Source organism: Acetobacterium sp., from assembly GCF_041752335.1.
GTDB lineage: Bacteria > Bacillota > Clostridia > Eubacteriales > Eubacteriaceae > Acetobacterium.
Window position 1 is genome coordinate 101,333 of record NZ_JBGSHG010000126.1, and the last position, 23,667, is coordinate 124,999.

Here is a 23,667-nt window from a genome sequence, read left to right on the forward strand (position 1 = left end):
ATGAGTGAGAATGCCCAAAAAGTTTTTGAAGTTCTGGACCAACTGGAAATAGACTATCAGGTTATCAATCATCCGCCGGTTTATACCTGTGAGGAGCTTGAACAATATATTGAGGGACTGGAAGGTGCCCACTGTAAGAATCTGCTGTTAAGAAATAAAAAAGGAAACCGCCATTTTCTGGTGGTGCTGGAAGAATCAAAAAAAGTGGATATTAAGAATTTCGGCAAAAGCATTGCTGTCAGCAACTTGAGTTTTGCCTCTGAAGAGCGCCTTCAAAAGCATCTGGGGGTTTCAACTGGAGCTGTTTCGGTTTTTGGTGTGATTAATAATGAAGCAAATGATGTGGAGGTTTTTATTGATGAAGCTATGATGAAACACGCCATGATCAACTGCCACCCCAATGATAATACAGCCACCATCAATTTTGCGACCAACGGGTTGAAAAAGTTCTTGGAGCAGTGCGGCAATCCTGTGAAGTTTGTTAAGATATAGCCCAATGAAAGCATTTTTTGATTTCGAAACAAACATTGATCGGCAGCAAATATTCAGGAGTCTGAATCTGTATGAAGGTTCAGCCCATTATGATTATTATCTGGATGTTTATGAAGAATTACTGCTGGAGTTTGGACAGCTGGTAAAACCGGAGGGATACTATCAGTTAAAAACCAACGCCTTAGGTAAGGATTTTCATCTGGATTTGGAATCTCCGACCCATGTGGTTTTTTGTCTGATCACGCTGGGTGACGCTATCAGCAAAAGAAGTACGGAAATGTTTAAGGATAATGATTCATTTAAAGGGCTGCTGCTGGATGCCATGGCCAATCAGCTGCTATTTGATTCAAGTGAACTGTTTTATCACTGCATTCGGGAAGATATCCACCTGAAGATGGGCTTTGGCCTGACCCGACGCTATTCCCCAGGAGATGAAGGAATCTGCCTCACCTATCAGAAAGAAATTCTGGATAGTTTAAATGATGTTATGGTGCAAAAGATCGAAGTTACCAAAAAGTATATGTATAAACCATCCAAAACCCTGGGATATGTGTACGGGGCGGGCCAAGGTCTGGAATGCAGTTTAAACGATCACGACTGTAGCCGGTGTCAGCAGACGTCCTGCAACTTTCAAAAAAGCACCAATTAAGAGGTGAAAAATGTGTCCATTAAATAATTTGCCAGGCAATAATCAGCAAAAGGGGATGAAGCTTATTCTCCTGACCGGATTTTTAGGTTCAGGAAAAACTACCCTGCTGAAAAGACTGCTCAAAGAATATGATGATACTAGGATCGGCGTACTTATGAATGAATTCGGGGAAAACAGTATTGACGGGAAACTCATTCAAACTGAAGATTTTGACCTCATTGAGTTGACCAATGGTTCCATTTTTTGCGCCTGTTTAAAAGAAAACTTTATCAAGGGTCTGGCTGAGTTCTTAAACCGGGATCTGGAAATTGTTTTTGTGGAATCATCGGGAGTTGCCGATCCTTCGAATATGGGCGTGATTCTGAAAACCGTCACGAAAATTTCCGGGGCTGCCTATCATTATATGGGATCCATTTGTATTGTTGATGGCTTTTATTTTCTGAAGCAGTTTGAGGTCATACCAGCGCTTGAAAAGCAGTTGTATTATGCCAATACGGTGATCATTAATAAGGCAGATCTGCAAACACCGAAAACACTGGTGGAAATCGAAGCAAAAATCAGAAAAACGAACCCGGATGCCACTATCCGTCAAACATCTTTTTGCATGGTACCCATCCGGGAAATGGTTGTGGGTATGAATGGCCTGCAAATGGCAATCCGGCCTTCAAAAAATACCTGGGAGTCGCGGCCGAAGACCAGTGTTTTAAAAACGAAAGTGATACTTGATTTTGAAAAATTCAGAGATTTTCTTCAGGAAATCAAGTTTTCGACCCATCGCATCAAGGGTTTTGTCCAGACCACACAAGGGGTATTTGAAATAAGCTGTGTCAATGACTATGCAGTGATAAACCCCTGGCATCAGCCTATTGAAGAAACAGAATTGGTGTTTATATCTTCGGTGGGAATTAAAATGACCAGCGATCTCTTGCGGTCGTGGAAATATTTTTTCGGCGAAATAGCCATTGAGATATAGGCAAATAAAATAAAAGGAATGGTTTAAAAATGAAAATTACCATTATCGGTGCTGGCCCGGGGGGGTATGAGGCGGCCATTATGGCGGCAAAATTAGGTGCAGAAGTGACGGTTGTAGAGAAAAATGTGGTTGGTGGAACATGCCTAAATATTGGTTGTGTTCCGACCAAGGCGTTATTGGCTTCAGCAGATGTTTTGGTGACGTCATTGGAAGCCGCGAAGTTTGGCGTCCTTAATGATCATACGACCGCTGAGCTAAAGCAAATTATTGAACGAAAAGACAAGCTGGTAGCTGGTTTAGTTAAGGGAATTGAATTTCTTTTTGAATCGAATGGGGTTAATCTGGTTCGCGGTAGCGGCAAACTGATTGATTCTAAAACGGTTGAAGTACAACAGAGTGATGGCGGGGTTGAAAAGCTAGTGAGTGATAAAATATTATTAGCGACTGGTTCAGTCCCCATTTGTCCGGAAATGTTTGGTTATGACGGTAAAAAAGTGATTACCAGCACCGAGGCACTGGCGTTAACAACGCCACCAAAATCCATGATTGTTGTGGGAGGTGGGGTCATCGGCTGTGAACTGGGGCAGTTTTTTAGTCGTCTGGGGACGCGGATAACGATTGTGGAAATGGCCGACCAGATTTTAAGTACCGAGGACAAGAGTGTAGCGAAACAACTGCTTCGGCAGTTAAAACGGGAAAAAATAAAAGTGCTTACTGCAATTGGCGTTGCGGAGGTGAATGTTCAGGACTCCGGGGTGGTGGTAACATTAACAAATGGTGAAATTTTAGACGCCGAAATGATGCTGCTTTCGATGGGACGATCCAGCTATTCAAAGGGACTCAACCTGGAAGGAGTGGGAATTAAGGCTGATCATAAGGGTCATATCGTAGTTGATCAGTCACTGGAAACCAGCGTAAAAGGAATTTATGCCGTAGGGGATCTGATTAACACCCCATTTTTGGCCCATGTCGCCGCGAAAGAAGGTATTATTGCCGCAGAAAATATGTTGGGAAAAAATAAAGCCGGAGTTCATAAAGCGATACCCAGATGTGTGTATACCGATCCGCAGGTTGCCGCGGTAGGGATAACAGAAAAAGAAGCACAGCAACGCGGAATCATTTACAAAACGGGCAGTTTTGATTTTAGAGCACTGAGAAAAGCTCAAATCATCGGAAAAATTCAGGGACAGATTAAAATTCTTGTGGATGAAAACGATGTAGTTATCGGAGCTTCAATAGTTGGGCCTGAGGCGACCGATTTACTTGCAGAGTTAACCATGGCAGTTCATCTTGGGTTAACGGCTGAAATACTGGGGGATGTGATCCACCCGCACCCAACTTTGTCCGAAGCCATTATGGAGGCCCTTCATGACGTTTGCGGAAAATCTATCAATAAGGTTGAAGGAACCTTATAAAATTTTGTAAAAAAAATAACATCTTCGCATGAAAGACGAATTGTATCCAGCTAAAATCATAGCTGATAGCAGGATCTGCTTATCTTGAATTGTTCACAAGCTCAGATAGTTCGTGAAAGGGCATGGGAAAATAGTAAATTAAAAAGTGATGACTTAGCCATCACTTTTTTTTATGAACTTAAAATAGATAAGGCCAAAAACCAAAGCCAGAAATACCAGCACAATGCCGATGATGATTTTTTGAGATGACACGACTGCGACAGTGGCATAACCGGGCGTCACCACCGCGATGGAATCGCTGTGAATATCGACATCGCCGCCATGTTGAGCACAGGCCTGGTTAAACACGCCGGTGACCTGTAGCTGGTCACCGATATGTTTATAGTTGCCAAAGACCTTAATGCTCTGGGCATCGTCAAGAGGCATCCAGATGCCCATGGCATTGGTACCGTCATTGATATTGACCCAGGCGTGATTGCCCCGTTCCATCGCTTCACCAATCGCTTCACCGGTGACGGTAACGGTTTGACCGTCCATTGCTTCGGCATTTTCCACCAGCTGATTTAACTCGATCATCTCGGCGGCCAATACATTTCCATTGAAGCAGAAAAGCAGGCTCACCGTAAGAATCAGTGCTTTCATTATTTTATCCAACATTTTTTTATGCCTCCGATGACGAAGCCGATGAGGGCGAAAACAGAAAGGAATTCCAGTCGACCCAGATACAGGGCAATAATATAATAGACTTTCATAATCGCCGGCATGTCCGGGGCGGTGATGCCAATGGACAAGCCCACATTGCCGGTAATCGAGGCAGCTTCAAAGGCCGCGCTGGCCAACGGGTAGCCGCAAAAGGTGCCAATTAAGGTTCCGAGGGCAAAGGTGATCAGATAACAGATGATGATCAAGGCCGATGCCTTGACCAGATCATCTTCCAGAATCTGATCCTTAATGTGATGGAAGCGAAAGACCTTGACTTTACGTTCCGAAGCCAACAAGCGTTTCACATCGGCGAGGATGCTTTTAAAAATGATGCCAACCCGCAGTCCTTTAAAACCGCCGGCGGTGGAACAGGCCGAGCCGCCAATCAGCATCACAATGACGAGAATCAGGATGCCGAAGTCACCCCACTCCAACGCGAATTGTCGGGCATAAACCGAACCGAACCCGGTGGTGGTATGGGCGGATAAGACATTGTACACAACCCGTCGAAACATGGCGATAGCATCATTATAAACACCAGTCCGGGCCAGCCACAAGACGGCCAGCACGCTGGCCAGAAACGAGGTGATAAAAAAGCTCTGGGTTTCGATATTTTTGATCAATTCTTTTTTATTACCGGAAAGAATCGCATAATGCAGGCCAAAATTCAGTGAACCCAGAATAAAAAAGATGATCGTCAGGCTCTCATAAGAAAAGCTGTGGTAATACATCATATTCTGGGTATAGGGAGCAAAACCGCCGGTGCTCCAGGATGATGCAAAAATAAACAGACCGTTAAAAAAAGCCGCCAGCGGAGCAAGACCAATAGACATTCCGATAAGCCAAAAGGCGGCAGTTCCGATGAACAGATAAGCCATACTGATTTTCCAGATGATCCGGGCCGTGCCTTTGACATTGGGGACCAGGTCGATATCCTTGGCTTCCCCGACATAAAAGATATAGGCACCGCCGGTATCTTTAAGTAAAAAAGTCAGCGCCAGTACAATCATTCCCTGACCGCCAATAAAGGTGAGCATATGACGCCACATGTTTAAACTGAGCGAGATATGATCAAGATCCTGGGTCAACACCATGCCGGTAGTGGTAAAACCGCTCATGACATCAAAACAGGCATCCAGAATCGAATTGACATGACCGCTGAGCAAATAGGGAATGGCACACAAAAACATCAAAATGATCCAGGAAAGTGATGCCACCACAAAACCGTGTTTCCACTGGACAAAACTTTTATTGAGGCGGGTCTCTTTTCCGATCAAAATAAGGAGAAGACCCAGAATAACAGAAACGGCCATGGTAATGACAAAGTCCCAAAAGGGATTCCATTCCTGCAGTAGCAGGGCTGTTAAAATGGGGAGAACCATGAGCAGGGCGATGCCCAGAATAACATAACCGGTATAGTAACTGATGATAAAGATACTGTAAAAACGTCCTTTAAAAGCATTCATGGCAAGTCTAGATCAACACCAGGGTCAGAATAAAAAACAGCAGAATATAGCCTGATATCGACAACAGTTCTATCATCAGTCCCATCAGTTCGGTTTTTTTTGATTCCATTCTATTTTCCTCCCCGGTATAGATATTTTTTTAGTTTTGTTAAAGCAAGCATATTGGTAATGACCAGCACCTTGTCATTTTCTAAGAACTGAGTATCACCTCGGGGGTAAATGACTTTTTCATCCCTGAGGATGGAGGTGATGACGCATTCGGCAGGCAAATCCATGTCCTGGATAAATTGATTGGACCACCGGTCATCGGTATGAATGATGATTTCCACAAGAATCATGGCGCCACGTTCGAAGGTATGGATCAGTTTAAAATTATCCTTGTCAAATTCATATTCGATAAGATTGGCAATCACTTCGGTGCTGCAAACGGTCTTATCCACCCCCAGCGCTTTGAACATCGAAATGTTCTTGGGATTATTGATCCGCGCGATTGTTTTGTTGATATTAAAACTGACCTTGGCAATTTCGCAGATCACCAGATTTTCTTCATCAGTTCCGGTGACGGCAGCAATGATCTCAGCCTCCTGAATGCCGGCGTCTTTTAAAACTTCCAGATCAGTACCGTCGCCGCAAATTATTTCAGCGTCGATGTCTTCGGCGATTTTCTGGCAAATCGCACTGTTTCTTTCAATTAAGACGACATGATAGCCTCTTTTTTTTAGGGTCTTGACCAGATAGTAGCCGACCTTCCCGCCGCCGATAATGATTGTTTTCATCTTGTCATCTCCTTTGCCAGTGATGCAATAAGTTTATCCTTGTCCTTTTTCAAAACGGTGCAGATAATTTTTGCGCCTTCGGGAACAAGTTCATCTTTTTCAGGAAAAGCAAAGGTATCTGCCACTATTAAGCCGGACAGAATACAGTGGTATTTTTCTTCGATGCTTTTTACCGTACAAGGCTTGTGCTTTTTGACCGTCAATTCAATAATCTCAGTGTGCTGTTGGATGACAGCGAGCACTTCGACATTTTTTTCGGAGATCTTCCGTTTAAGAATCTCCACCCCCAACTGGGTGGGACAAATGGTTTCAATGCCCAGCATGTCATAAATATGTCTTCGGCTGGGATCACCGATGCGGGCGATAATTCGGGGCACATGGTAGATTTTTTTGGCGATCAGTGACACCGTGATATTAATATTGTCATCAGCGGTTACCGCCAAAACAAAATTGGCCCGTTTGATTCCAGCTTCAAGCAAACGATCGCTATCGTATTCAATGCCTTTAAATTTGGAGCCGTTAAAACTGCTCCCCAGAACATTCAATTTTTCGCTGTCATGGTCGATGACGGAAATGTCGTATCCAGTGATGGATAACTCTTTGGCTAATGTACTGCCTAGCTTGCCGCAGCCAATAATAATGATATACATGATTTTCTCCTAAATATGAAGCTGAGATATAGGATGATATATTATTTATCCTACAAAAAAATTATCACAGTTCCTATAAAGTTTGTATAAAGATGTTGATGTCATATATAAATTTAATATTAATGGATAAGCGTTGAAAAGTTAACAATCCTTCGTTATAATGAGGCAGACAGGCGTTAGTTTAAGAGAGGGATGGGATAGAAAATGAAGATAACAGTAATCAATGGAACCATGCGCCATGGTAGCACCTGGCATTGTAAGGACTTGCTTTTGGAAAAGATTGCGCAATTGGAAAAAACCCAGGTCAGGGAATTTTATCTGCCTAAAGACATGTCCAATTTTTGTAGCGGTTGTTTTTCCTGCTTTCTAAAGGGAGAAGACAGCTGTCCTCATGCAGACCAGATCCAGCCCATTGTCGCTGCTTTGGAAGAGGCAGACCTGGTGATTTTAACCTCATCGGTTTATGCACTGGATGTTACCGGTCAGTTAAAAGCCTTGCTGGATCATCTGTGTTTTATGTGGCTCAGCCACCGGCCTAATCCGAAGATGTTTAATAAGGTGGGGATCAGTTTTGCCACCACTGCCGGAGCAGGCCTTAGCCACACCACCAAAACCATGCAGAACAGTCTGAAATTCTGGGGTGTGAAAAAACTGTTTTCCAGTAAGCAGGCCGTGGCGGCCATGAAATGGAGTGACATATCCGACAAAAAGCGCGGTCAAATTGAAAAAGACATGGCCCAGTTGGCCAAAAAAGCCACCGTAGCGGTGGCGAATATTGACCAGAGCTCCGGACCTCTGTTTAGAAAAATTGTTTTTAAGGCAATGCGGAATATGATGAAAAAAAATGATTGGAATCCCACCGATCGTAATCACTGGGAAGCCCATGGCTGGTTAAAGGGAACGAAGCCCTTTTAACATCAGACCACTTCGATGGCTGTTGTCATGCTCAGAATCTTGGCCAGCCGATCCCGGGGCAGTGTGCGCATATAAGCATCCAGATTTTGTTGCATCCGGATCTCGGAAGCTGAAAAATCAATGGCGTCAATGGCCGGATGGAGGGGATGACGTTTGGTCAGAACCGCCAGCTCAATGTCCTCCAGCAGCTCAAAGATCATCGCCGCTTCGGCGGACTCCAGTTCGCCGGCGATGAGCAGGTCTTCCATATCGGCCAGAGTTTTAATATGTTCTTTGATGATAGCCAGTTTATCGTCGAAAAAGCGGCAGCTCAAAAATTCGGTAATAATTTCCCGATAAGCCTTGTCATCCATTTTAATGCCCATATTGTAGTGGACAAGGGGCTTGATATTGGGATTATAACGGGGCACAAAAACCATATTAAGAGAGTGGCTGGCCAGTCCCTTGTAAACCGTGGTGGTGATCTTCGGGAGACTGGCGATGAGGTATTTTTTCAATGATGGATTGGTTAGTTCCAGATCGGTGATCAGCTCCTGGGCTGCAGTTTTTAATTGCCTTTGGAGCTCGGCCTGGTGGTGGTTTTTTAGTTTTTTATCCAGCGCGTTGAGATCGGCCGGGCTAAAATCCAGGGGGGCCAGTGGAGCACTTAGTATTTGGCAACCCAGGGCGTTTTGAAGAACCTGCGCACAGATATTATCGAGCAGATTTTTGTAGGATTCATCATAACCGCTCATCACTTCATGGATGATATCGGCATTAAAATATGAACAAAACAAGTTTTCATAATACAGGTTTTCCAGATATTTGATGACGAACTCAACTCCGGCCAGATCTGTAACCGGATGGATCAGCTGATAGTCGATGTCGCTGGGGATTTCATGGGCATGAAAATTGATTTCATAGCTTTCAAAAAAGGGCTTAAAACCCTGGTCAATGGTGATGTTATAGGCATGATTGGCGGTTTTGAGTTTGCTTTTACAAACCCGGTTAAAAAAATAATGGGCCACGTTTATTTTTCGCTTCAGCACCTGATAGCCATATTCATAGAGCTTTTCAATCGGTTCATTTTCAATATGAAAGAGGGCGGCGTCCACATCGGGCAGCGATTTAAGGTAGATGCCGATGGTAAAAAGGTTGGAAGCCATGATTCCCTGGGCGATTTCAACCCGAACCGAGCTGCTTTTTCCCCTGGTAAACCGCTCGGTACAGTCAGCCAGCAGCTTGAGACATTCCAGCTGAACCCGCTCGGATTCTTTGGCGCTCAGGGCGCCCTTGACGTAGGCCTCCTGGAGCAGCGACTGAAAATAAAATTCGCCACTCAGTTTGTCGACATCAATTTTGGTCTGTTTTTTGATACTATTCATCGTCATCCTCTGCTTCCATCAATTTTTCGGTATCATAAAGATCGTTATAATCAGGATCCAGTCCCAGTCGAACGTTTTTAGCCATCCGCTCCAGTTCCCGAAATTTAAGCTGATCCAGAGATCCCTGGCAGACCCCGTCAAAATATTTTTTCATATAGCTGATGAGATCATCATCGCTCATTAAATCCAGGGTTTCATTTTTAAAATAATAAAATATCTCAACCAGTTCATTCAAGAACTCGGCATAGTGGTATTGAGAGATGTAGGGGGTATCGGCAAAGGTCAGGATTACTTTTTCAATGATTCCGCCGCCGAACTCGACCCGGCCAAAATTTTTCAGCGAATAGGAGCGGGTTTCAACCAGTTCCAGCGCCTGTTCTTCGGACAACACCAGCGCATAGTCGACCGTAATGTTATTGCATAATAACACTTCCGAAACGGCCTGTTTTTCGATCAGAAAATTGTCAAACAGCATTAGTTCAAATGACATATGGTTACCTCCCGGGGATACACAAAAAAATAAACTATATTGACAAAGCAGGCAATATGTGATATCATTTATTTGTAAAATAATAAAATGGGTAAATTGCGTGTATGTTATTAATAATATCACGAAAAACTGAATAAATCAATGATTTTTAGTATAAAACAGGTGTTGTTTAAGAAACGGCACCTGTTTTTTTTTGTTAAAGTGTAGCAAGTGACTTTGACGAGAAAGCTCGCTTTCGCAGGCAAAGACATTTGCTGTACAATCAGACGAGCCTAAAGAAACGAGCGCGTTCTGATTAGCTATAACCGCCGGCAAAAAAATCCCGTAAGGCGTTATCGGCACCCAATTCTGATCGACAGGGCAACTTCTTAATGAAATCTTTATTCTCTGACGGTGATTCAATATGCCAAATTAATTGCAAAATAAATATAATTAAACTACCAAGAAATACATAAATTCAGGAGGAAAAGATGATGAATAAAATGAATGCCTTTGAAGAGTATGTCGCTTCAGCTAAACAGGCTTTAAAAGTGGGGGACTATATTCTGGCCGAAGAAAAAATTAAAAAAGCCATGAACGAAAATCCCCATTCCCCAGCGGTGCATAACCTGTATGGTATTCTGGAAGAATTATTGAAGGAAGATAATCTAGCCCATAAACACTATCGGGCTGCCAACGCTCTGGATCCCGCCTACACACCGGCGATGCGGAATCTGGAAAGAATCTCCACCTTTGCCGAGCGGGCTAAAAAAGCACATATTGATTTTGGGGATGAACTGGAACAGTCAGAGGAAGATTTATATATTATTGAATATGACCGAAATCATGTCGGGCATCTGCGAAAAAAAGACAGGAAGTGATGAAGATGACCGCGGTCTTAGTAATTTCAGGGCTGATTGCATTGATGTTACTGATCTATCTCATAGTTGTGTTATTTAAGGGGGAAGAATTATGAGTATCATTGCCGACAGCCTGTATCTGGTAATGCTGGTCGCTCTTTCAATTCCCCTGGGCAACTATATTTTTAAGGTGATGACCGGCAAGCGGGTATTCTTGTCACCGATGATTTTACCGATTGAAAGTTATATCTACCGATTAATGGGCATCCGGGAGGAAGATGAGATGAGTCCCGGGCACTATGCTCTGGCGGTGATGGTGTTTAGCGGTTTGGGACTGTTCTTTATATTTGCACTGCAAATGTTCCAGGCCAGTCTGCCCTTTAATCCGGAAGATCTGGGCGCGCCGTCCTGGGATCTGGCCTTTAATACCGCTGCCAGCTTTGTGTCAAACACCAACTGGCAGGCTTATTCCGGGGAGTCAAGCCTCTCCTATTTGACCCAGGCATTGGGTTTGGGGGTATGGAATTTTTTATCGGCGGCAACCGGAATCGCGGTACTGTTTGTCCTGATCAGAGGTTTTAGCAACACTAAAAAAACAACAATCGGGAGTTTCTGGAAAGATCTGATCAGAGTCAGCTTTTATGTACTTATTCCCCTTTCGCTGGTGCTTTCACTGGTGCTGGTTTCCCAGGGGGTTGTTCAGACAATCAGTTCCGATCACGAAATTGTGGCACTGGAAACCGGTATCACCCAAAGCATTCCCCTGGGACCGGCAGCCAGTCAAATTGCGATCAAACAGTTGGGCACCAATGGCGGCGGCTTTTTTGGGATGAACTCCGCTTTTCCCCTGGAAAATCCCACCGCCTTAACCAACTTTCTACAGCTGTTATCCATTCTGCTGATTCCAGCATCGCTTTGTGTAGCCTTTGGAAAAGCAGTGGGAGACGTGAAACAGGGCCGCGCCATCTATCTGGTTATGCTGATCCTGTTTGTCGGCGCACTGGCGGCCGTGACCATCAGCGAAACCATTGGTGCTCCGCTGGTTCAGGGCGTGCTGGTTTCCGGTAATCTGGAGGGCAAAGAAATCATTCACGGGGTTGGAACCTCGGCGTTGTGGGGAACCGCAACCACGGCGGCATCCAATGGCTCGGTGAATGCCATGCATGACAGTTTTACCCCGCTGGCTGGTTTGGTCCTGATGTTTTTAATGCAGATCGGCGAGGTTGTTTTTGGCGGCGTCGGCAGCGGTCTGTATGGCATGATTGGCTTTGTGATCCTGACCGTTTTTATTGCCGGACTGATGGTCGGACGGACACCCGAATATCTGGGCAAAAAAGTCGAACCCTTTGATATGAAAATGGTCTGTTTAATTGTCCTGGTTCCGCCGGTTTTCACCCTGCTGGGAACCGCACTGGCGGTGGTAATGCCCCAGGCCCGTGACTGGCTGACAAACTCGGGCCCTCATGGGTTTTCAGAAATACTGTATGCCTTTAGCTCAATGGGCAATAATAATGGCAGCGCCTTTGGCGGGTTTGCGGCCAACACCGTGTTTACCAATGTGGTTGGTGGTTTGATCATGCTGATCGTCCGCTTTGTGCCATTGGTGGCGGTGGTTTTCCTGGCCGGAAATTTATCGAATAAGAAGATGGTTGCCAAAACCGAAGGAACTCTTTCGACGAGCAATGCCCTGTTTATCGGTTTGCTGATTGCCATTGTGCTGTTAATCGGGGCGCTGAGCTTTTTGCCGGCATTGGCCTTAGGGCCGATTGCAGATTATTTTACAGCCGTAATATGAAGCTGATTGGAGTTGATAATAGTGGAAAATAATGAGTTGAATAAAAATATTCTAATTGATGCAATCAGGCAATCCTTTACTAAATTGTCACCCCGGGTACAGTTGAAAAATCCGGTGATGTTTGTGGTTTTTGTCGGCGCCATCATGACTACCGCTCTTTATTTCCTGAGCTTTGCCCAGATTAACGACGAAGGGGCCGGTTATACCCTGGCGATTGCCGTAATCCTGTGGTTTACGGTTTTATTTGCAAATTTTGCTGAAGCGATTGCCGAAGGCCGCGGCCGGGCTCAGGCCGACAGTTTGCGCAGTGCCCGCAAAGATGTCAAAGCGCGCAAGCTGAAATCATCAGTCGACCTGGAGGTTTATACTGAAGTCTCATCAAGTAGCCTGAAAAAGGGTGATATCGTTTATGTGAAGTCCGGCGAGCAGATTCCGATGGATGGGGATGTCATTGAAGGGGCGGCGTCAGTGGATGAAAGTGCCATCACCGGAGAATCCGCACCGGTGATCCGCGAATCAGGAGGGGATCGCAGTGCCGTCACCGGGGGCACCACCCTGCTATCGGACTGGCTGGTGATTCAGGTGACAGCAGCGGCCGGCGAAAGCTTTCTTGATAAAATGATTGCCATGGTTGAGGGCGCATCGCGAAAGAAAACCCCCAATGAAATCGCTTTGCAGATTCTACTGGTCGCACTGACGATAATTTTTCTGGTGGTTAGCGCCACCTTGCTGCCCTTTTCTTATTTTGCCAGTAAACAGGCCGGCGCCGGCGCCGGGATTTCGATCACCAATGTCATTGCGCTGCTGGTTTGTCTGGCACCGACAACCATTGGGGCCCTGCTTTCATCCATTGGTATTGCCGGTATGAGTCGGCTGAATCAGGCCAATGTGCTGGCCATGAGCGGTAGAGCCATTGAGGCGGCCGGCGATGTGGATGTCTTATTGCTGGATAAAACCGGAACCATTACCCTGGGAAATCGTCAGGCCAGTGTTTTTATCCCGATTACCGGGGTCACCGAAAAAGCCCTTGCCGACGCGGCGCAATTGTCTTCACTGGCTGATGAAACGGCGGAAGGGCGGAGTATTGTGGTGCTGGCAAAGGAACGGTTTGATCTGCGGGGCCGGGACATTAAAGCCCTGGGAGCCAGCTTTGTGCCATTTACAGCTAAAACCAGAATGAGCGGGATTGATTTTCAGGGTCAGCAGATTCGCAAAGGGGCCGCCGAAGCGGTGAAAGCCTTCGTTTTGGCTAACGGCGGCGACTATCCCGAGGAATGCCATGAGATTGTCAAAAAGGTCGCGAATGACGGGGGAACCCCACTGGTGGTGGCCAGAAACAATCAGGTCCTGGGCGTGATCTACCTTAAGGATGTTGTCAAAAATGGCGTTAAGGAACGCTTTGAAGATTTGCGAAAAATGGGAATCAAAACGATTATGATTACCGGCGACAATCCGATGACGGCGGCGGCCATTGCCGCCGAGGCGGGGGTGGACGATTTTCTGGCCGAAGCAACCCCCGAGGCTAAGCTGGCCCTGATCCGGGATTATCAGGCGAAGGGACATCTGGTCGCCATGACCGGCGACGGCACCAATGATGCCCCGGCGCTGGCCCAGGCCGATGTGGCAGTGGCCATGAATACTGGAACCCAGGCTGCCAAAGAAGCCGGAAATATGGTCGATCTGGATTCCAGCCCCACTAAACTGATCGATATTGTGCGCATCGGAAAACAGCTGCTGATGACCAGAGGGGCCCTGACAACCTTCAGTGTCGCCAATGATGTGGCTAAATATTTTGCGCTCATTCCGGTTTTGTTTTTCAGTATTTATCCACAATTGATGGGGCTGAACATAATGGGACTGACCAGTGCCAAAAGTGCCATCCTGGCGGCGATAATCTATAACGCCCTGATTATTATTGCTTTGATTCCGCTGGCGTTAAAAGGGGTCAGGTATCGGGAAGTGGCAGCGGGAAAACTACTGCAAAGAAATCTGCTGATTTATGGTTTAGGCGGTTTAGTGGCTCCGTTTGTGGCCATAAAATTACTGGACATGCTGTTAACCGTCCTGGGTCTGGGGTGAGGTGAAGAAGATGGAAAAAAACAAAAGTGAATCGATGGGGTTAAAATTACGGCCGGTATTGGTCAGTTTTCTGGCGCTCACCCTGATTTGTGGGGTGGTTTATCCGGTTATTGTAACAAGTATTGCACAAATTGCATTCCCAAATCAGGCAAATGGTAGTATCATTACAATAACACAGGAAAACGGAACAACCATCGATGTGGGCTCAGCCCTGATCGGCCAGACCTTTACTAAGCCCCAATATCTGATCGGCAGACCCCCGGGAACATCCCAATTATCGCCGGTCAGTGAAGAACAAAAGGCGCTGATACAAGAGCGGGTGGCCTGGTGGCAGGCTCTTGATCCCGAAAATGGGGGTAATATTCCCAGTGATCTGGTAACGGCTTCGGGAAGCGGGGTTGATCCTAATATCTCTCCGGAAGCCGCAGAATATCAGGTTGAACGGATTGCTCAGGCGCGAAATATCTCTGCCGAAGTTGTCCGGGAAATTATTGCCCGCTATACAACGGGGAAACTGCTGGGCATCTGGGGAACAGAGGCCGTCAATGTCTTGAAGGTGAATCTGGCTCTGGATGGATGGATGCAGTAAAATAACGAGATGAAGGTGGGGAACTAAATGGTGGATTTCAGCGATACCCGTCCCAATCCGGATGATATTTTGGAAGATTTGTTTATCAAAGAACAAAATAAGAAAGGGCGGTTGGAAATCTTTTTCGGGTATGCGGCCGGCGTCGGCAAAACCTATGCCATGATCGATGATGCCCAGGAGCAGCTGCGTTGCGGCGTTGATGTGCTGGTGGGCTATGTGGAAGAACACACCCGACCGGAAACCATCCAGATCATGAGTGGCTTGCCCACCCTGCCACCTAAAATGGTGGAATACCGAAAGCTTCAGCTTAAAGAGTTTGATCTGGATGCCGCCCTCGACCGGAAGCCGGAACTGATCCTGGTGGATGAACTGGCGCACACTAATGCCCCGGGAATGCGCAACAAAAAAAGATATCAGGATATTGAAGAACTGCTCAATGCGGGCATTGATGTTTTTACCACGGTCAATGTACAGCATCTGGAAAGTCTGAACGATGTGGTCCAGAAAATAACCCGGGTCGGTGTGCAAGAAACCATCCCGGATTATGTCTTTAATCAGGCCGATAAGATTCGCCTGATTGATATTGAGCCCGATGAATTGCTGCGACGCTTTGAAAGCGGCAAAGTTTACAGGCCGGAACGAACTCAAAAAGCCCTGGATAATTTTTTCACCCGAGAAAATCTTCGTCTGCTCCGGGAAATTGCGATGCGAAATGCTGCCAATCGGATCAGTACCGATAATCAGAACGAGCCCCGGCTGTCAAAAAAAATGGCCAGCATCAGGTTAATGGTCTGTATCAGTGCGTCACCTTCATCAGCACGGTGCATTCGCTGGACTGACCGCACCGCTGAAGCATTTCGGGCGCCCTGGACAGCCGTTTATGTTGAAGATATGGATAGCGATGCGATGACGGATGACGAAAAAAACACGGTGCGGGATAATCTGGCGCTGGCAGAACGGCTGGGAGCCGAAATCGTCACCCTTAATGGGAACGATGTGGCCACTGTGATTGCTGAATACGCCAAGTTGTCGGGGATCACCAATATTGTCATCGGCAAAAGCCGAAATAAAAAATCGCTGATCAGTTATTTCAAAGCAAGCCTTGAAGAAAAACTGATTGCCATGCTGCCCAGCATTGAAATTCATATTATCCCCGGCAATCTGGGGAAGAATAAAAGCGCCTTGTATCAGCACCGGCGGCTGCGGATCAGCAGGAACCTGTTCTTTTCCTGGCAGGATGGCTTAAAAACGCTGTTGATTATTGTCGCTGCAACCTTTATTTCATTAATCCTGCAGGCGCTGAACATCAGTGACCAGAATATTATTATGGTTTATATTTTATCGGTACTGATTATTTCAAGGGTCACTGTGGGCTATTTTTATGGGATTCTGGCCTCATGTCTGACGGTGCTGGTGTTTAATTTCTTTTTTACCATCCCATATTATACCTTGCATGCCATTCAGGAGGGGTATCCGATTACCTTTGTCATTATGCTGTTGGTGGCGCTGATTACCAGTGCCTTAACGGTTCGGATCAAAACCCAGGCCCGCCTGGCGGTGGAGCGGGAACACCGCACCGAGGTGCTCTATGAGATTAATAAAAAATTGCTGGCATCCCGGGATTTTGAAGAAACCATCGAGCTGATCAATACCTACATGGTCAAGATTTTTGGCCGGTCGGCGATTTTCTATAGTCAGGACCCGGAGGATCATCAATCAGAAACCTTTCTGCAATCATCGCTGGATGGGGATGCTTCTTTTCTTAAGTCAGAAAGCGAGCGGGCAGTGGCCCATTGGGTCTTTATGAATAAAAAATGTGCCGGTGCGGGGACCGATACCTTGATGGGGGCAGGGGCTTTTTATCTGCCGATTGTATCTCAGAGTAAGGTGCTGGGGGTCATCGGTTTGTCCTGTGCAAATGGCGTTCTTAATCAGAATAATCGCCTGTTTTTAAGGATGATTGCTTCCCAGGTTGAGATGGCTCTGGAACGGCACTATCTTTCTAACGAACAAAGACGGATGCTCGTTGAATCCGAGAAGGAAAAAATGAGAAGCAATCTGCTCCGGGGCATATCCCATGATCTGCGGACCCCGCTAACCGGAATTTTAGGGGCAAGTTCGGCGATTCTGGAGAATGGCAGTACCATGGATCAGGAAACCCATGATACCTTGATCGCCAATATTCGCGAGGATTCCCAGTGGTTGATTCGGATGGTGGAAAATCTGCTTTCGGTTACCCGGATTAATGAGGGGCCCATGAATGTGACTAAAAAACCGGAGGCGGCCGAAGAAATTGTGGCCGAAGCCATCAGCCGGATCCGCAAACGCTTTGCCGGTCGCAAAATTAAGGTCAAGGTACCGGAGGTGCTGTTGATCGTCCCCATGGATGGCACCCTAATCGAGCAGGTGATGATCAACCTGCTGGAAAATGCGAGCAAGTATTCGCCACCGGACTCGGTCATTGCGGTTGAGGTGAAAAAATCTGGGAATGAGGCGGTATTTGAAGTCAGTGATCAGGGAAAAGGCATCAGTGACCAGGATTTTCCCTATCTCTTTGAGACCTATGTACCAGATGGTAAACGGAGCTCTGATTCATCCCGGGGAATGGGGATTGGTCTGTCCATTTGCAATTCCATCGTCAAGGCCCATCAGGGAAAAATGGAAGCGGAAAATAAAGAGCAGGGCGGCGCAGTTTTTCGATTCACCTTACCGCTGCAGGAGGGCCAGGAAAATGGATAATAAATCAGTTATACTAATTGTCGAGGATGAGGCGGGGATTTCCAACTTCATTGCGGCCATATTAAAAGCCAATGATTATAAAATGATCAAAGCAGTCACGGGGAAAGAAGCGATCTCAATGACCGCATCCTATTCGCCGGATCTAATTCTGCTGGACTTGGGTTTGCCGGATATGGATGGCATGGATGTGCTGAAAACCATTCGGGTCTGGTCGAATATACCGGTGGTTGTGGTATCCGCCCGAGGACATGAGCGGGAAAAGGTGGAAGCTCTGGATCTGGGAGCGGATGACTATATCACCAAACCCTTTGGCACTGCCGAGTTACTGGCAAGAATCCGCACGGGAATCCGGCACAGTCCTAAAAACCGGGGTGAAAATACGCTGGAAACCACCAGTCTGGTGATCGGTGATCTTGCCATTGATTACGATAAGCGCATGGTGACACTTGCTGAGAAGTCCATTCATTTGACGCCGATTGAATATAAAATCATCGTCCTGCTGTCAAAAAATATTGGGAAAGTGCTGACCCATGATTATATTATCAGGGAGGTTTGGGGCCCCTATACCAACGAGATTCAAGCCCTGCGGGTGAATATGGCCAACATTCGCCGAAAAATCGAAGAAAATCCCGCGGAACCCCAATATATTGTCACCCAGGTTGGGGTCGGTTATCGGATGGTAGAAGAACTGGAAGATTAAAAAATTTTAAGAAAAAAATGCCAATTGAGTTGCCAACAATTTCAATTGGTATTTTTTTTGTTTTGTGGGAATATATGAACCAACAAGTTTTCACGTTTTTTGATTTTTATTAAATCTATTGACGATCAATGCCTAAAAATGGCATACTAGATCTAATTAGAATCTGAAAATAAAATGGGAAAAATCGAAAAGTTGTTTGGAAAAATACATTTCTTTAAACAGATCATAATGTGGAACTGATATAATAAACAGCTGAAGTAAAAATAGTGCGGGATAAAAGATCAGGGGCAGACCGGTTCGTATGGAATAAGGCTAATTTTAGTGATGGCAAGTAGGCTGAGCATGCCGACCTTTGCATAAAATTCGAGATAACAGGAAGAGATCACGCAGGTTAAGTGTCGACCAGTGATTGAAGAAGGAAAAATATGAAAATAACAGCAGTGAGTATTGCAATCATCCTGATTATTCTTTTTTTGTTTGGTCTGGGGCTGTACTTTTTTCTCAAAAGAGGCCGAAAAAGAAAAAAAGAACGGGAAATTCGTCGCTTTAATGAGCTGGTTCAGACCTTTATCGAGTCCGAGGAGATACCGGTTTCTTTGAAAGATAATGAGTTGAACTATATCTTTGTCAATTTAGCCATGGAGGATTTTTATGGCATCAGTTCAGAAGCGATTATCGGACAGGATGATTTCGAAATTCTGGAAGAAAAAATGGCCATGAAAGAAAGACTAACAGATAAAAAAGTATTGGCGACAAAAACCTTTGTGACGGATGATGTGCTGTGGCGCGGAAAAATTTTCAAAACCACCAAATTCCCCGTTGATCTGCTCAATGGAAATTTTGGAGTCGGGGCTTATATCCGCTCGGCGTCGGAAAAGAATCGCGAGAAATATCTAAAAACGCTGATGTCGATCAGTGATGGCGTGATGATTGTCGATCCGATGGGAAAGATTGAGATGCTCAACAGCACCGCCGAGGAAATGACCGGCTGGACAGCCAGAGAAGCGCTGGGAAAACACTATTCCCAGGTCTTCGTATTGGAACATGATAATGACAGTGGGGTCGTTCCAGATCCCATTGAGGAAGCCTTTCAAGACAACACCATGAAAGAATTCGACAGCCATGCGGTACTGGTTTCCCGGGATGGAAGGAAAATCCACCTGGAAGACAGCATTGCTCCCATCAGCGACGATGAGGGGCATATCGACGGGGCCATTGTCATCTTTAGAGATGTTACCGAAAAGAAAGAAAAGCGGGCCGCCATTGAATATAATAGCTTCCATGACGCCTTAACCGGTTTATACAATCGCCGCTTTTTTGAAGAAGAACTGGTGCGACTGGATACCGAAAGAAATCTACCGCTTTCTGTTATTATTGGCGATGTGGATGGGTTAAAACTGACTAATGATATTTTTGGCCATGAAGCCGGCGATGAATTGATCAAAAAAGTTTCGGAAATATTTAAGAAGGTCTGTCGGGCCGATGATATTATCGCCCGCTGGGGTGGGGATGAATTTGCCATCCTGCTGCCGCAAACCGAAAAGAAAGATGCCCAAAAACTTTCGGATCGTATCAAAGATAATTTCAGTAAAGAAAAAATCAAATCGATCCAGGGAAATGTCTCCCTGGGCGTGGCCACAAAGTATGAACCGGAAGAAAATATCGAAGTCATCATTGCCAGCGCTGAAGACAATATGTATATGAAAAAAACCCTGAATCGGGGCAAAAAGAAGGAAGATGCCTTTAACATTATTCTCGATAAGTTATACGGCGAATTGCCGGTAGAAGCGGAACATGCCAGAAGAACCAGTGAGATTTGCAAGAAAATTGCCCGAAAAATGAATATGCCGGAAGCGGAAATCAATAAGGTGTCAAAAGCGGCCTACCTCCATGATATTGGAAAAGTGGCCCTGGATAAAGAGGTGGCCAGTAAAAATGAATATGTGATTGATGACACCTATAAAGAAATGAAAATGCACCCGGTGGTCGGTTACCGTATTTTGAATGCCTTTGATCATACCATCGATCTGGCCAATATTGTCCTGGGACACCATGAACGTTGGGACGGCACCGGGTATCCCCAGGGACTCAAGGGCAAAGAAACACCCAAACTGTCCCGAATTATTGCCGTCGGGGAGCGATTTGATGATATGACAACAGATAAGGACTATCGCAAGGCCATCAGTATCGATGAAGCCATGGATGAAATGAAACGCAATGTCGGTACTCATTACGATCCCGAAGTGGTGGAAGCCCTGGAAAAAGTGATTCGCGAAGAAAATACCTATACCACCAAAATAACCCGATAAGCGCAAAAAGCATTTTAAGGCCTCAGTAATGAATCATTGCTGAGGCCTTAAGTGTTGTTCAATGACCTGGCGGAAAATCTTTACCATGCCGGGATCAAATTGGGTTCCGGCACAGCAAATAATCTCATTGATGGCTGTTTCAGGGCTTAATGCCCCCCGATAGGGACGGTCATTGGTCATCGCGTCATAGGAATCGACAATCGCTAAAACCCGGCACTCAATTGGGATATCTTCGCCGGCAAGGCCTAAGGGATAGCCGCTGCCGTCCCATTTTTCCTGATGCTTTAAAATCAGGTGAGAAATTTCCTTCAGTTCCGAGGACTCATTAGCAATCCGTTCGCCGATGGCACAATGAGTTTTCATTACCTTCCATTCATCAGGGGTTAAAGCACCCGGTTTTTTGAGAATGCTGTCGGGAATTCCGACCTTGCCGATATCATGGAATTTAGTCAGTAACTGGATCCGATCTATCACATTTTGAGGCAGCCGCAGCGCCTGACCGATAAGAGTAGCCAGGGTGTCCATTCGACTGGTATGGCCTTCGGTGACATAATCCTTGGCTTCCAGGGCTTTCATCAGGGTTTTGACCAGATTATTTCGGGTGCTGGATTCTTTGAGCAGCTTGTTCTGATACATATTATTGTCAGCTTCCTGAAACAGAAAGTTGGTATTGACCAAACCGCAAGCGTGATAGGAATAGCCGTAGGAAAGGGAGATTTTAAAGGTCGCATCCGGCAATTCATTCAAACATTTCAAGTGGGTATTCATCTTTTCAAGAGCCGTTTCGACGCTGTCCGGCCACTGATTTTTGACAATCACGCCGAATTCATCACCGCCAATTCGGGAAACAATCCCCATTGCTTGAAAACAATGGCTGATAACCTGGCTGGCCGAGACAATCACCTGATCGCCCATTAGATGTCCCAGGGTGTCATTGACAAATTTAAGGCCGTCAATATCCAGCAGCAGGATGGTTAAATTTTCGATCTGCCGGTTATTGATCTGTTCCAGCTCGACTTCGAAAAAGCGGCGGTTGTTAATATGGGTCAGGGTGTCTTTGTCCACCAGATCCCGCAGCTTCTTTTCCATGATCACCCGTTCGGTCATATCCCGGATCATGATCAGGATCTCATCAAAGCTGGAAATTTGAACCCGAACTTCAAAATAATGAAGGGCTTCCTGAAGATGCATCGTAAAATAATAGTCGGATAAAACCCGGGTGCGCATCACCAGTTCGATGACCTGCTTCAAATCAGACATTAGAATCTGGTTGCGCATGATCTCCAGAAGCGCAAAGGCTGCGGTTTTTAGTGACGGATTCAGCGGCGTGATCTGACCTTTGCCGTTACTGATCAGCAGAATATCGGGAATGGTGGCGATTAAGGCTTTGATCCGACTGTTGATCCGTTCCAGATCCAAAAGTTTGGTTTGCAGTTCGGAGTAATAATTTTTTTTAAAGGAGTTTTCGCCCAGGCCGATAATCGATTCCCGGGTAATCGCTTTTTTATTTTTAGGGTTGTAATACTCGTCCATAAATAATTCTCACCTCTTCTTTTGTCAAAACCCTGGGGTTGGTCACCATACAGGGATCATTCAGGGCATTTTCCACCAAATAGTCGATGGTGCTTTCTTCAAGATTATCCACCTTGATACAGGATGGAATATTCAAGTTTTCCCGCATCGAAACGATGCGGTTAATAATCATTTCGAGCAGCAGTGAATCACTGATATTATCCACCGACAAACCAAATTGCCTGGCAATGTCACGATAGCGGTTGGGAACCGTTTCGAAATTCATGGAAATAATATGCTCCAGCAGAATACTGTTGCACTCACCATGGGGTAAATCCAGAAGACCGCCCATGGAGTGAGACATGGCATGGACAGCACCGAGGCTGGCATTGGAAAAAGCCAAACCGGCCTGGAGCGAACCAAGCATTAGCTGAAACATCGTTTCGATGCTGCGCTCTGGACTTACTGATGCTTCGATGGCCTGACTAATCAGACGGATCGATTCCAGGGCATGAACGTCGGTGAGGGCTGAATGGGTATTGGAGACATAGGCTTCGATGGCATGGGTCAGGGCATCCATAGCGGTACAGGCAGTTAAATAGGGATCCATCGACATCAGCGGCACCGGGTCAATCAGCGCCAGATCCGGGACCACTTTTTTGCTGATAATCGCCCGTTTAATATTCGCAGCGGTGTCCTTGATAATCGCAAATTGGGAAACATCGGCAGAAGACCCGGCGGTGGTGGGAATACAAATTAGCGGCGGGCCCGGCATCCTTACCTCATCTACCCCTTCGTAGTCCAGAATATTGCCGCCATTGGAAGCGACAATACTGATGCATTTAGCACAGTCGATGGAGCTGCCGCCGCCAATGGCGATGATCAGGTCGCAACCCAGGGATAAAAAAAGATCAGCGCCGAGCATCGCTTCGATATCTTTGGGATTGGGGGTTGTTTCATCAAAAAAGAAAAGCTTTTCAACGTGGGGGCGGATCAGACTAATGGTTTCATGAAACCACTCAAAGTCCTGAATGTTTTTATCGGTCACAATCATCGGTTTTTTAGCATTAAAATCCTAGGTTCCCGAAAAGTGTAACGAGCTATTTCGTTAAAAACCCATTAAAACCAGTGGTTTGAGCCTATTTTGCATTTACTTTTACCTCGTTATATATTATAATGTATAACGAGGATGGTGATCGCTTTATGGGAATTA

20 protein-coding genes and 1 pseudogene are annotated in these 23,667 nt (G+C 45.9%); 13 read left to right on the forward strand and 8 right to left on the reverse strand.

The genetic code is table 11. The annotated features are described in order from the left end of the window. From ACEW8F_RS15745 to lpdA, 4 genes are read left to right on the forward strand one after another with little or no spacing between them, the layout of a single operon-like run. Positions 1 to 492 carry a prolyl-tRNA synthetase associated domain-containing protein gene (locus ACEW8F_RS15745; RefSeq protein WP_373484416.1) on the forward strand — a complete coding sequence of 164 codons (492 nt, stop codon included), beginning with the start codon at positions 1 to 3 and terminating at the stop codon, positions 490 to 492. 4 nt (positions 493 to 496) lie between these two features. After that, entirely contained in the window at positions 497 to 1,141 is a 645-nt protein-coding gene (locus tag ACEW8F_RS15750; RefSeq protein ID WP_373484417.1) for a hypothetical protein, read from the forward strand. Between the two features lie 10 nt (positions 1,142 to 1,151). Then, on the forward strand, positions 1,152 to 2,114 hold the full coding sequence (locus ACEW8F_RS15755; RefSeq protein ID WP_373484418.1) for a GTP-binding protein: 963 nt from the start codon (positions 1,152 to 1,154) through the stop codon (positions 2,112 to 2,114). A gap of 29 nt (positions 2,115 to 2,143) precedes the next feature. Further along, positions 2,144 to 3,529: a dihydrolipoyl dehydrogenase gene (lpdA, locus tag ACEW8F_RS15760; protein ID WP_373484419.1), complete on the forward strand. Its 1,386-nt coding sequence runs from the start codon at positions 2,144 to 2,146 to the stop codon at positions 3,527 to 3,529. Positions 3,530 to 3,682: 153 nt separating this feature from the next. Here the strand turns inward: lpdA and ACEW8F_RS15765 are convergent, their stop codons facing one another. The 4 genes from ACEW8F_RS15765 to ACEW8F_RS15780 form a co-directional block, all read right to left on the reverse strand. Next, positions 3,683 to 4,186: a hypothetical protein gene (locus ACEW8F_RS15765; RefSeq protein ID WP_373484420.1), complete on the reverse strand. Its 504-nt coding sequence runs from the start codon at positions 4,184 to 4,186 to the stop codon at positions 3,683 to 3,685. Further along, positions 4,171 to 5,697 carry a TrkH family potassium uptake protein gene (locus ACEW8F_RS15770; RefSeq protein WP_373484421.1) on the reverse strand — a complete coding sequence of 509 codons (1,527 nt, stop codon included), beginning with the start codon at positions 5,695 to 5,697 and terminating at the stop codon, positions 4,171 to 4,173. Before ACEW8F_RS15770 ends, ACEW8F_RS15765 begins: the two co-directional genes overlap by 16 nt. A gap of 110 nt (positions 5,698 to 5,807) precedes the next feature. After that, positions 5,808 to 6,473, reverse strand: a complete 666-nt coding sequence (locus ACEW8F_RS15775; protein ID WP_373484422.1) for a TrkA family potassium uptake protein — start codon at positions 6,471 to 6,473, stop codon at positions 5,808 to 5,810. Further along, on the reverse strand, positions 6,470 to 7,123 hold the full coding sequence (locus tag ACEW8F_RS15780; protein ID WP_373484423.1) for a TrkA family potassium uptake protein: 654 nt from the start codon (positions 7,121 to 7,123) through the stop codon (positions 6,470 to 6,472). The genes ACEW8F_RS15775 and ACEW8F_RS15780 overlap by 4 nt, the downstream gene beginning before the upstream one ends. Positions 7,124 to 7,327: 204 nt before the next feature. Here ACEW8F_RS15780 and ACEW8F_RS15785 point away from each other — a divergent pair, with 204 nt between their 5' ends. Continuing rightward, entirely contained in the window at positions 7,328 to 8,038 is a 711-nt protein-coding gene (locus ACEW8F_RS15785) for a flavodoxin family protein (protein WP_373484424.1), read from the forward strand. A gap of 2 nt (positions 8,039 to 8,040) precedes the next feature. Here ACEW8F_RS15785 and ACEW8F_RS15790 read toward each other — a convergent pair whose 3' ends face one another. Continuing rightward, positions 8,041 to 9,402, reverse strand: coding sequence for a DUF6179 domain-containing protein (locus ACEW8F_RS15790; RefSeq protein ID WP_373484425.1), 1,362 nt, complete (start codon positions 9,400 to 9,402; stop codon positions 8,041 to 8,043). Then, entirely contained in the window at positions 9,395 to 9,892 is a 498-nt protein-coding gene (locus tag ACEW8F_RS15795) for a DUF6323 family protein (protein WP_373484426.1), read from the reverse strand. Before ACEW8F_RS15795 ends, ACEW8F_RS15790 begins: the two co-directional genes overlap by 8 nt. A gap of 470 nt (positions 9,893 to 10,362) precedes the next feature. Between ACEW8F_RS15795 and ACEW8F_RS15800 the strand changes: the two genes are divergently transcribed. The 8 genes from ACEW8F_RS15800 (at position 10,363) to ACEW8F_RS15835 (ending at position 20,942) form a co-directional block, all read left to right on the forward strand. Beyond that, entirely contained in the window at positions 10,363 to 10,752 is a 390-nt protein-coding gene (locus ACEW8F_RS15800) for a hypothetical protein (protein WP_373484427.1), read from the forward strand. 5 nt (positions 10,753 to 10,757) lie between these two features. Beyond that, positions 10,758 to 10,847 (forward strand): potassium-transporting ATPase subunit F, encoded by a 90-nt coding sequence (locus tag ACEW8F_RS15805; protein WP_373484428.1) that lies wholly within the window; start codon positions 10,758 to 10,760, stop codon positions 10,845 to 10,847. Then, complete coding sequence (gene kdpA / locus ACEW8F_RS15810) at positions 10,844 to 12,526, forward strand: potassium-transporting ATPase subunit KdpA (RefSeq protein ID WP_373484429.1); 1,683 nt, start codon at positions 10,844 to 10,846, stop codon at positions 12,524 to 12,526. The genes ACEW8F_RS15805 and kdpA overlap by 4 nt, the downstream gene beginning before the upstream one ends. A 21-nt stretch (positions 12,527 to 12,547) precedes the next feature. Continuing rightward, positions 12,548 to 14,605, forward strand: a complete 2,058-nt coding sequence (gene kdpB, locus ACEW8F_RS15815; RefSeq protein ID WP_373484430.1) for a potassium-transporting ATPase subunit KdpB — start codon at positions 12,548 to 12,550, stop codon at positions 14,603 to 14,605. A 10-nt stretch (positions 14,606 to 14,615) separates the two neighbouring features. Further along, a complete protein-coding gene (kdpC, locus tag ACEW8F_RS15820) occupies positions 14,616 to 15,194 on the forward strand; it encodes a potassium-transporting ATPase subunit KdpC (protein WP_373484431.1) in 579 nt (192 codons plus the stop codon). Positions 15,195 to 15,221: 27 nt separating this feature from the next. Then, entirely contained in the window at positions 15,222 to 17,933 is a 2,712-nt protein-coding gene (locus ACEW8F_RS15825) for a DUF4118 domain-containing protein (protein ID WP_373484432.1), read from the forward strand. Then, a complete protein-coding gene (locus tag ACEW8F_RS15830; protein WP_373484433.1) occupies positions 17,926 to 18,633 on the forward strand; it encodes a response regulator in 708 nt (235 codons plus the stop codon). The genes ACEW8F_RS15825 and ACEW8F_RS15830 overlap by 8 nt, the downstream gene beginning before the upstream one ends. A 425-nt stretch (positions 18,634 to 19,058) precedes the next feature. Continuing rightward, the gene (locus tag ACEW8F_RS15835; protein ID WP_373484434.1) at positions 19,059 to 20,942 is read left to right on the forward strand and encodes a diguanylate cyclase; all 1,884 of its coding nucleotides are present in this window, start codon (positions 19,059 to 19,061) and stop codon (positions 20,940 to 20,942) included. A gap of 33 nt (positions 20,943 to 20,975) precedes the next feature. Here ACEW8F_RS15835 and ACEW8F_RS15840 read toward each other — a convergent pair whose 3' ends face one another. Together ACEW8F_RS15840 and ACEW8F_RS15845 are read right to left on the reverse strand one after the other, a co-directional pair. Beyond that, positions 20,976 to 22,475, reverse strand: a complete 1,500-nt coding sequence (locus ACEW8F_RS15840; RefSeq protein WP_373484435.1) for an HD domain-containing phosphohydrolase — start codon at positions 22,473 to 22,475, stop codon at positions 20,976 to 20,978. Next, positions 22,453 to 23,514 (reverse strand): annotated as a pseudogene (locus ACEW8F_RS15845) (iron-containing alcohol dehydrogenase); the annotation flags it as partial. The gene ACEW8F_RS15840 and the pseudogene ACEW8F_RS15845, both read right to left, overlap by 23 nt. Positions 23,515 to 23,667 lie beyond the last annotated feature (153 nt).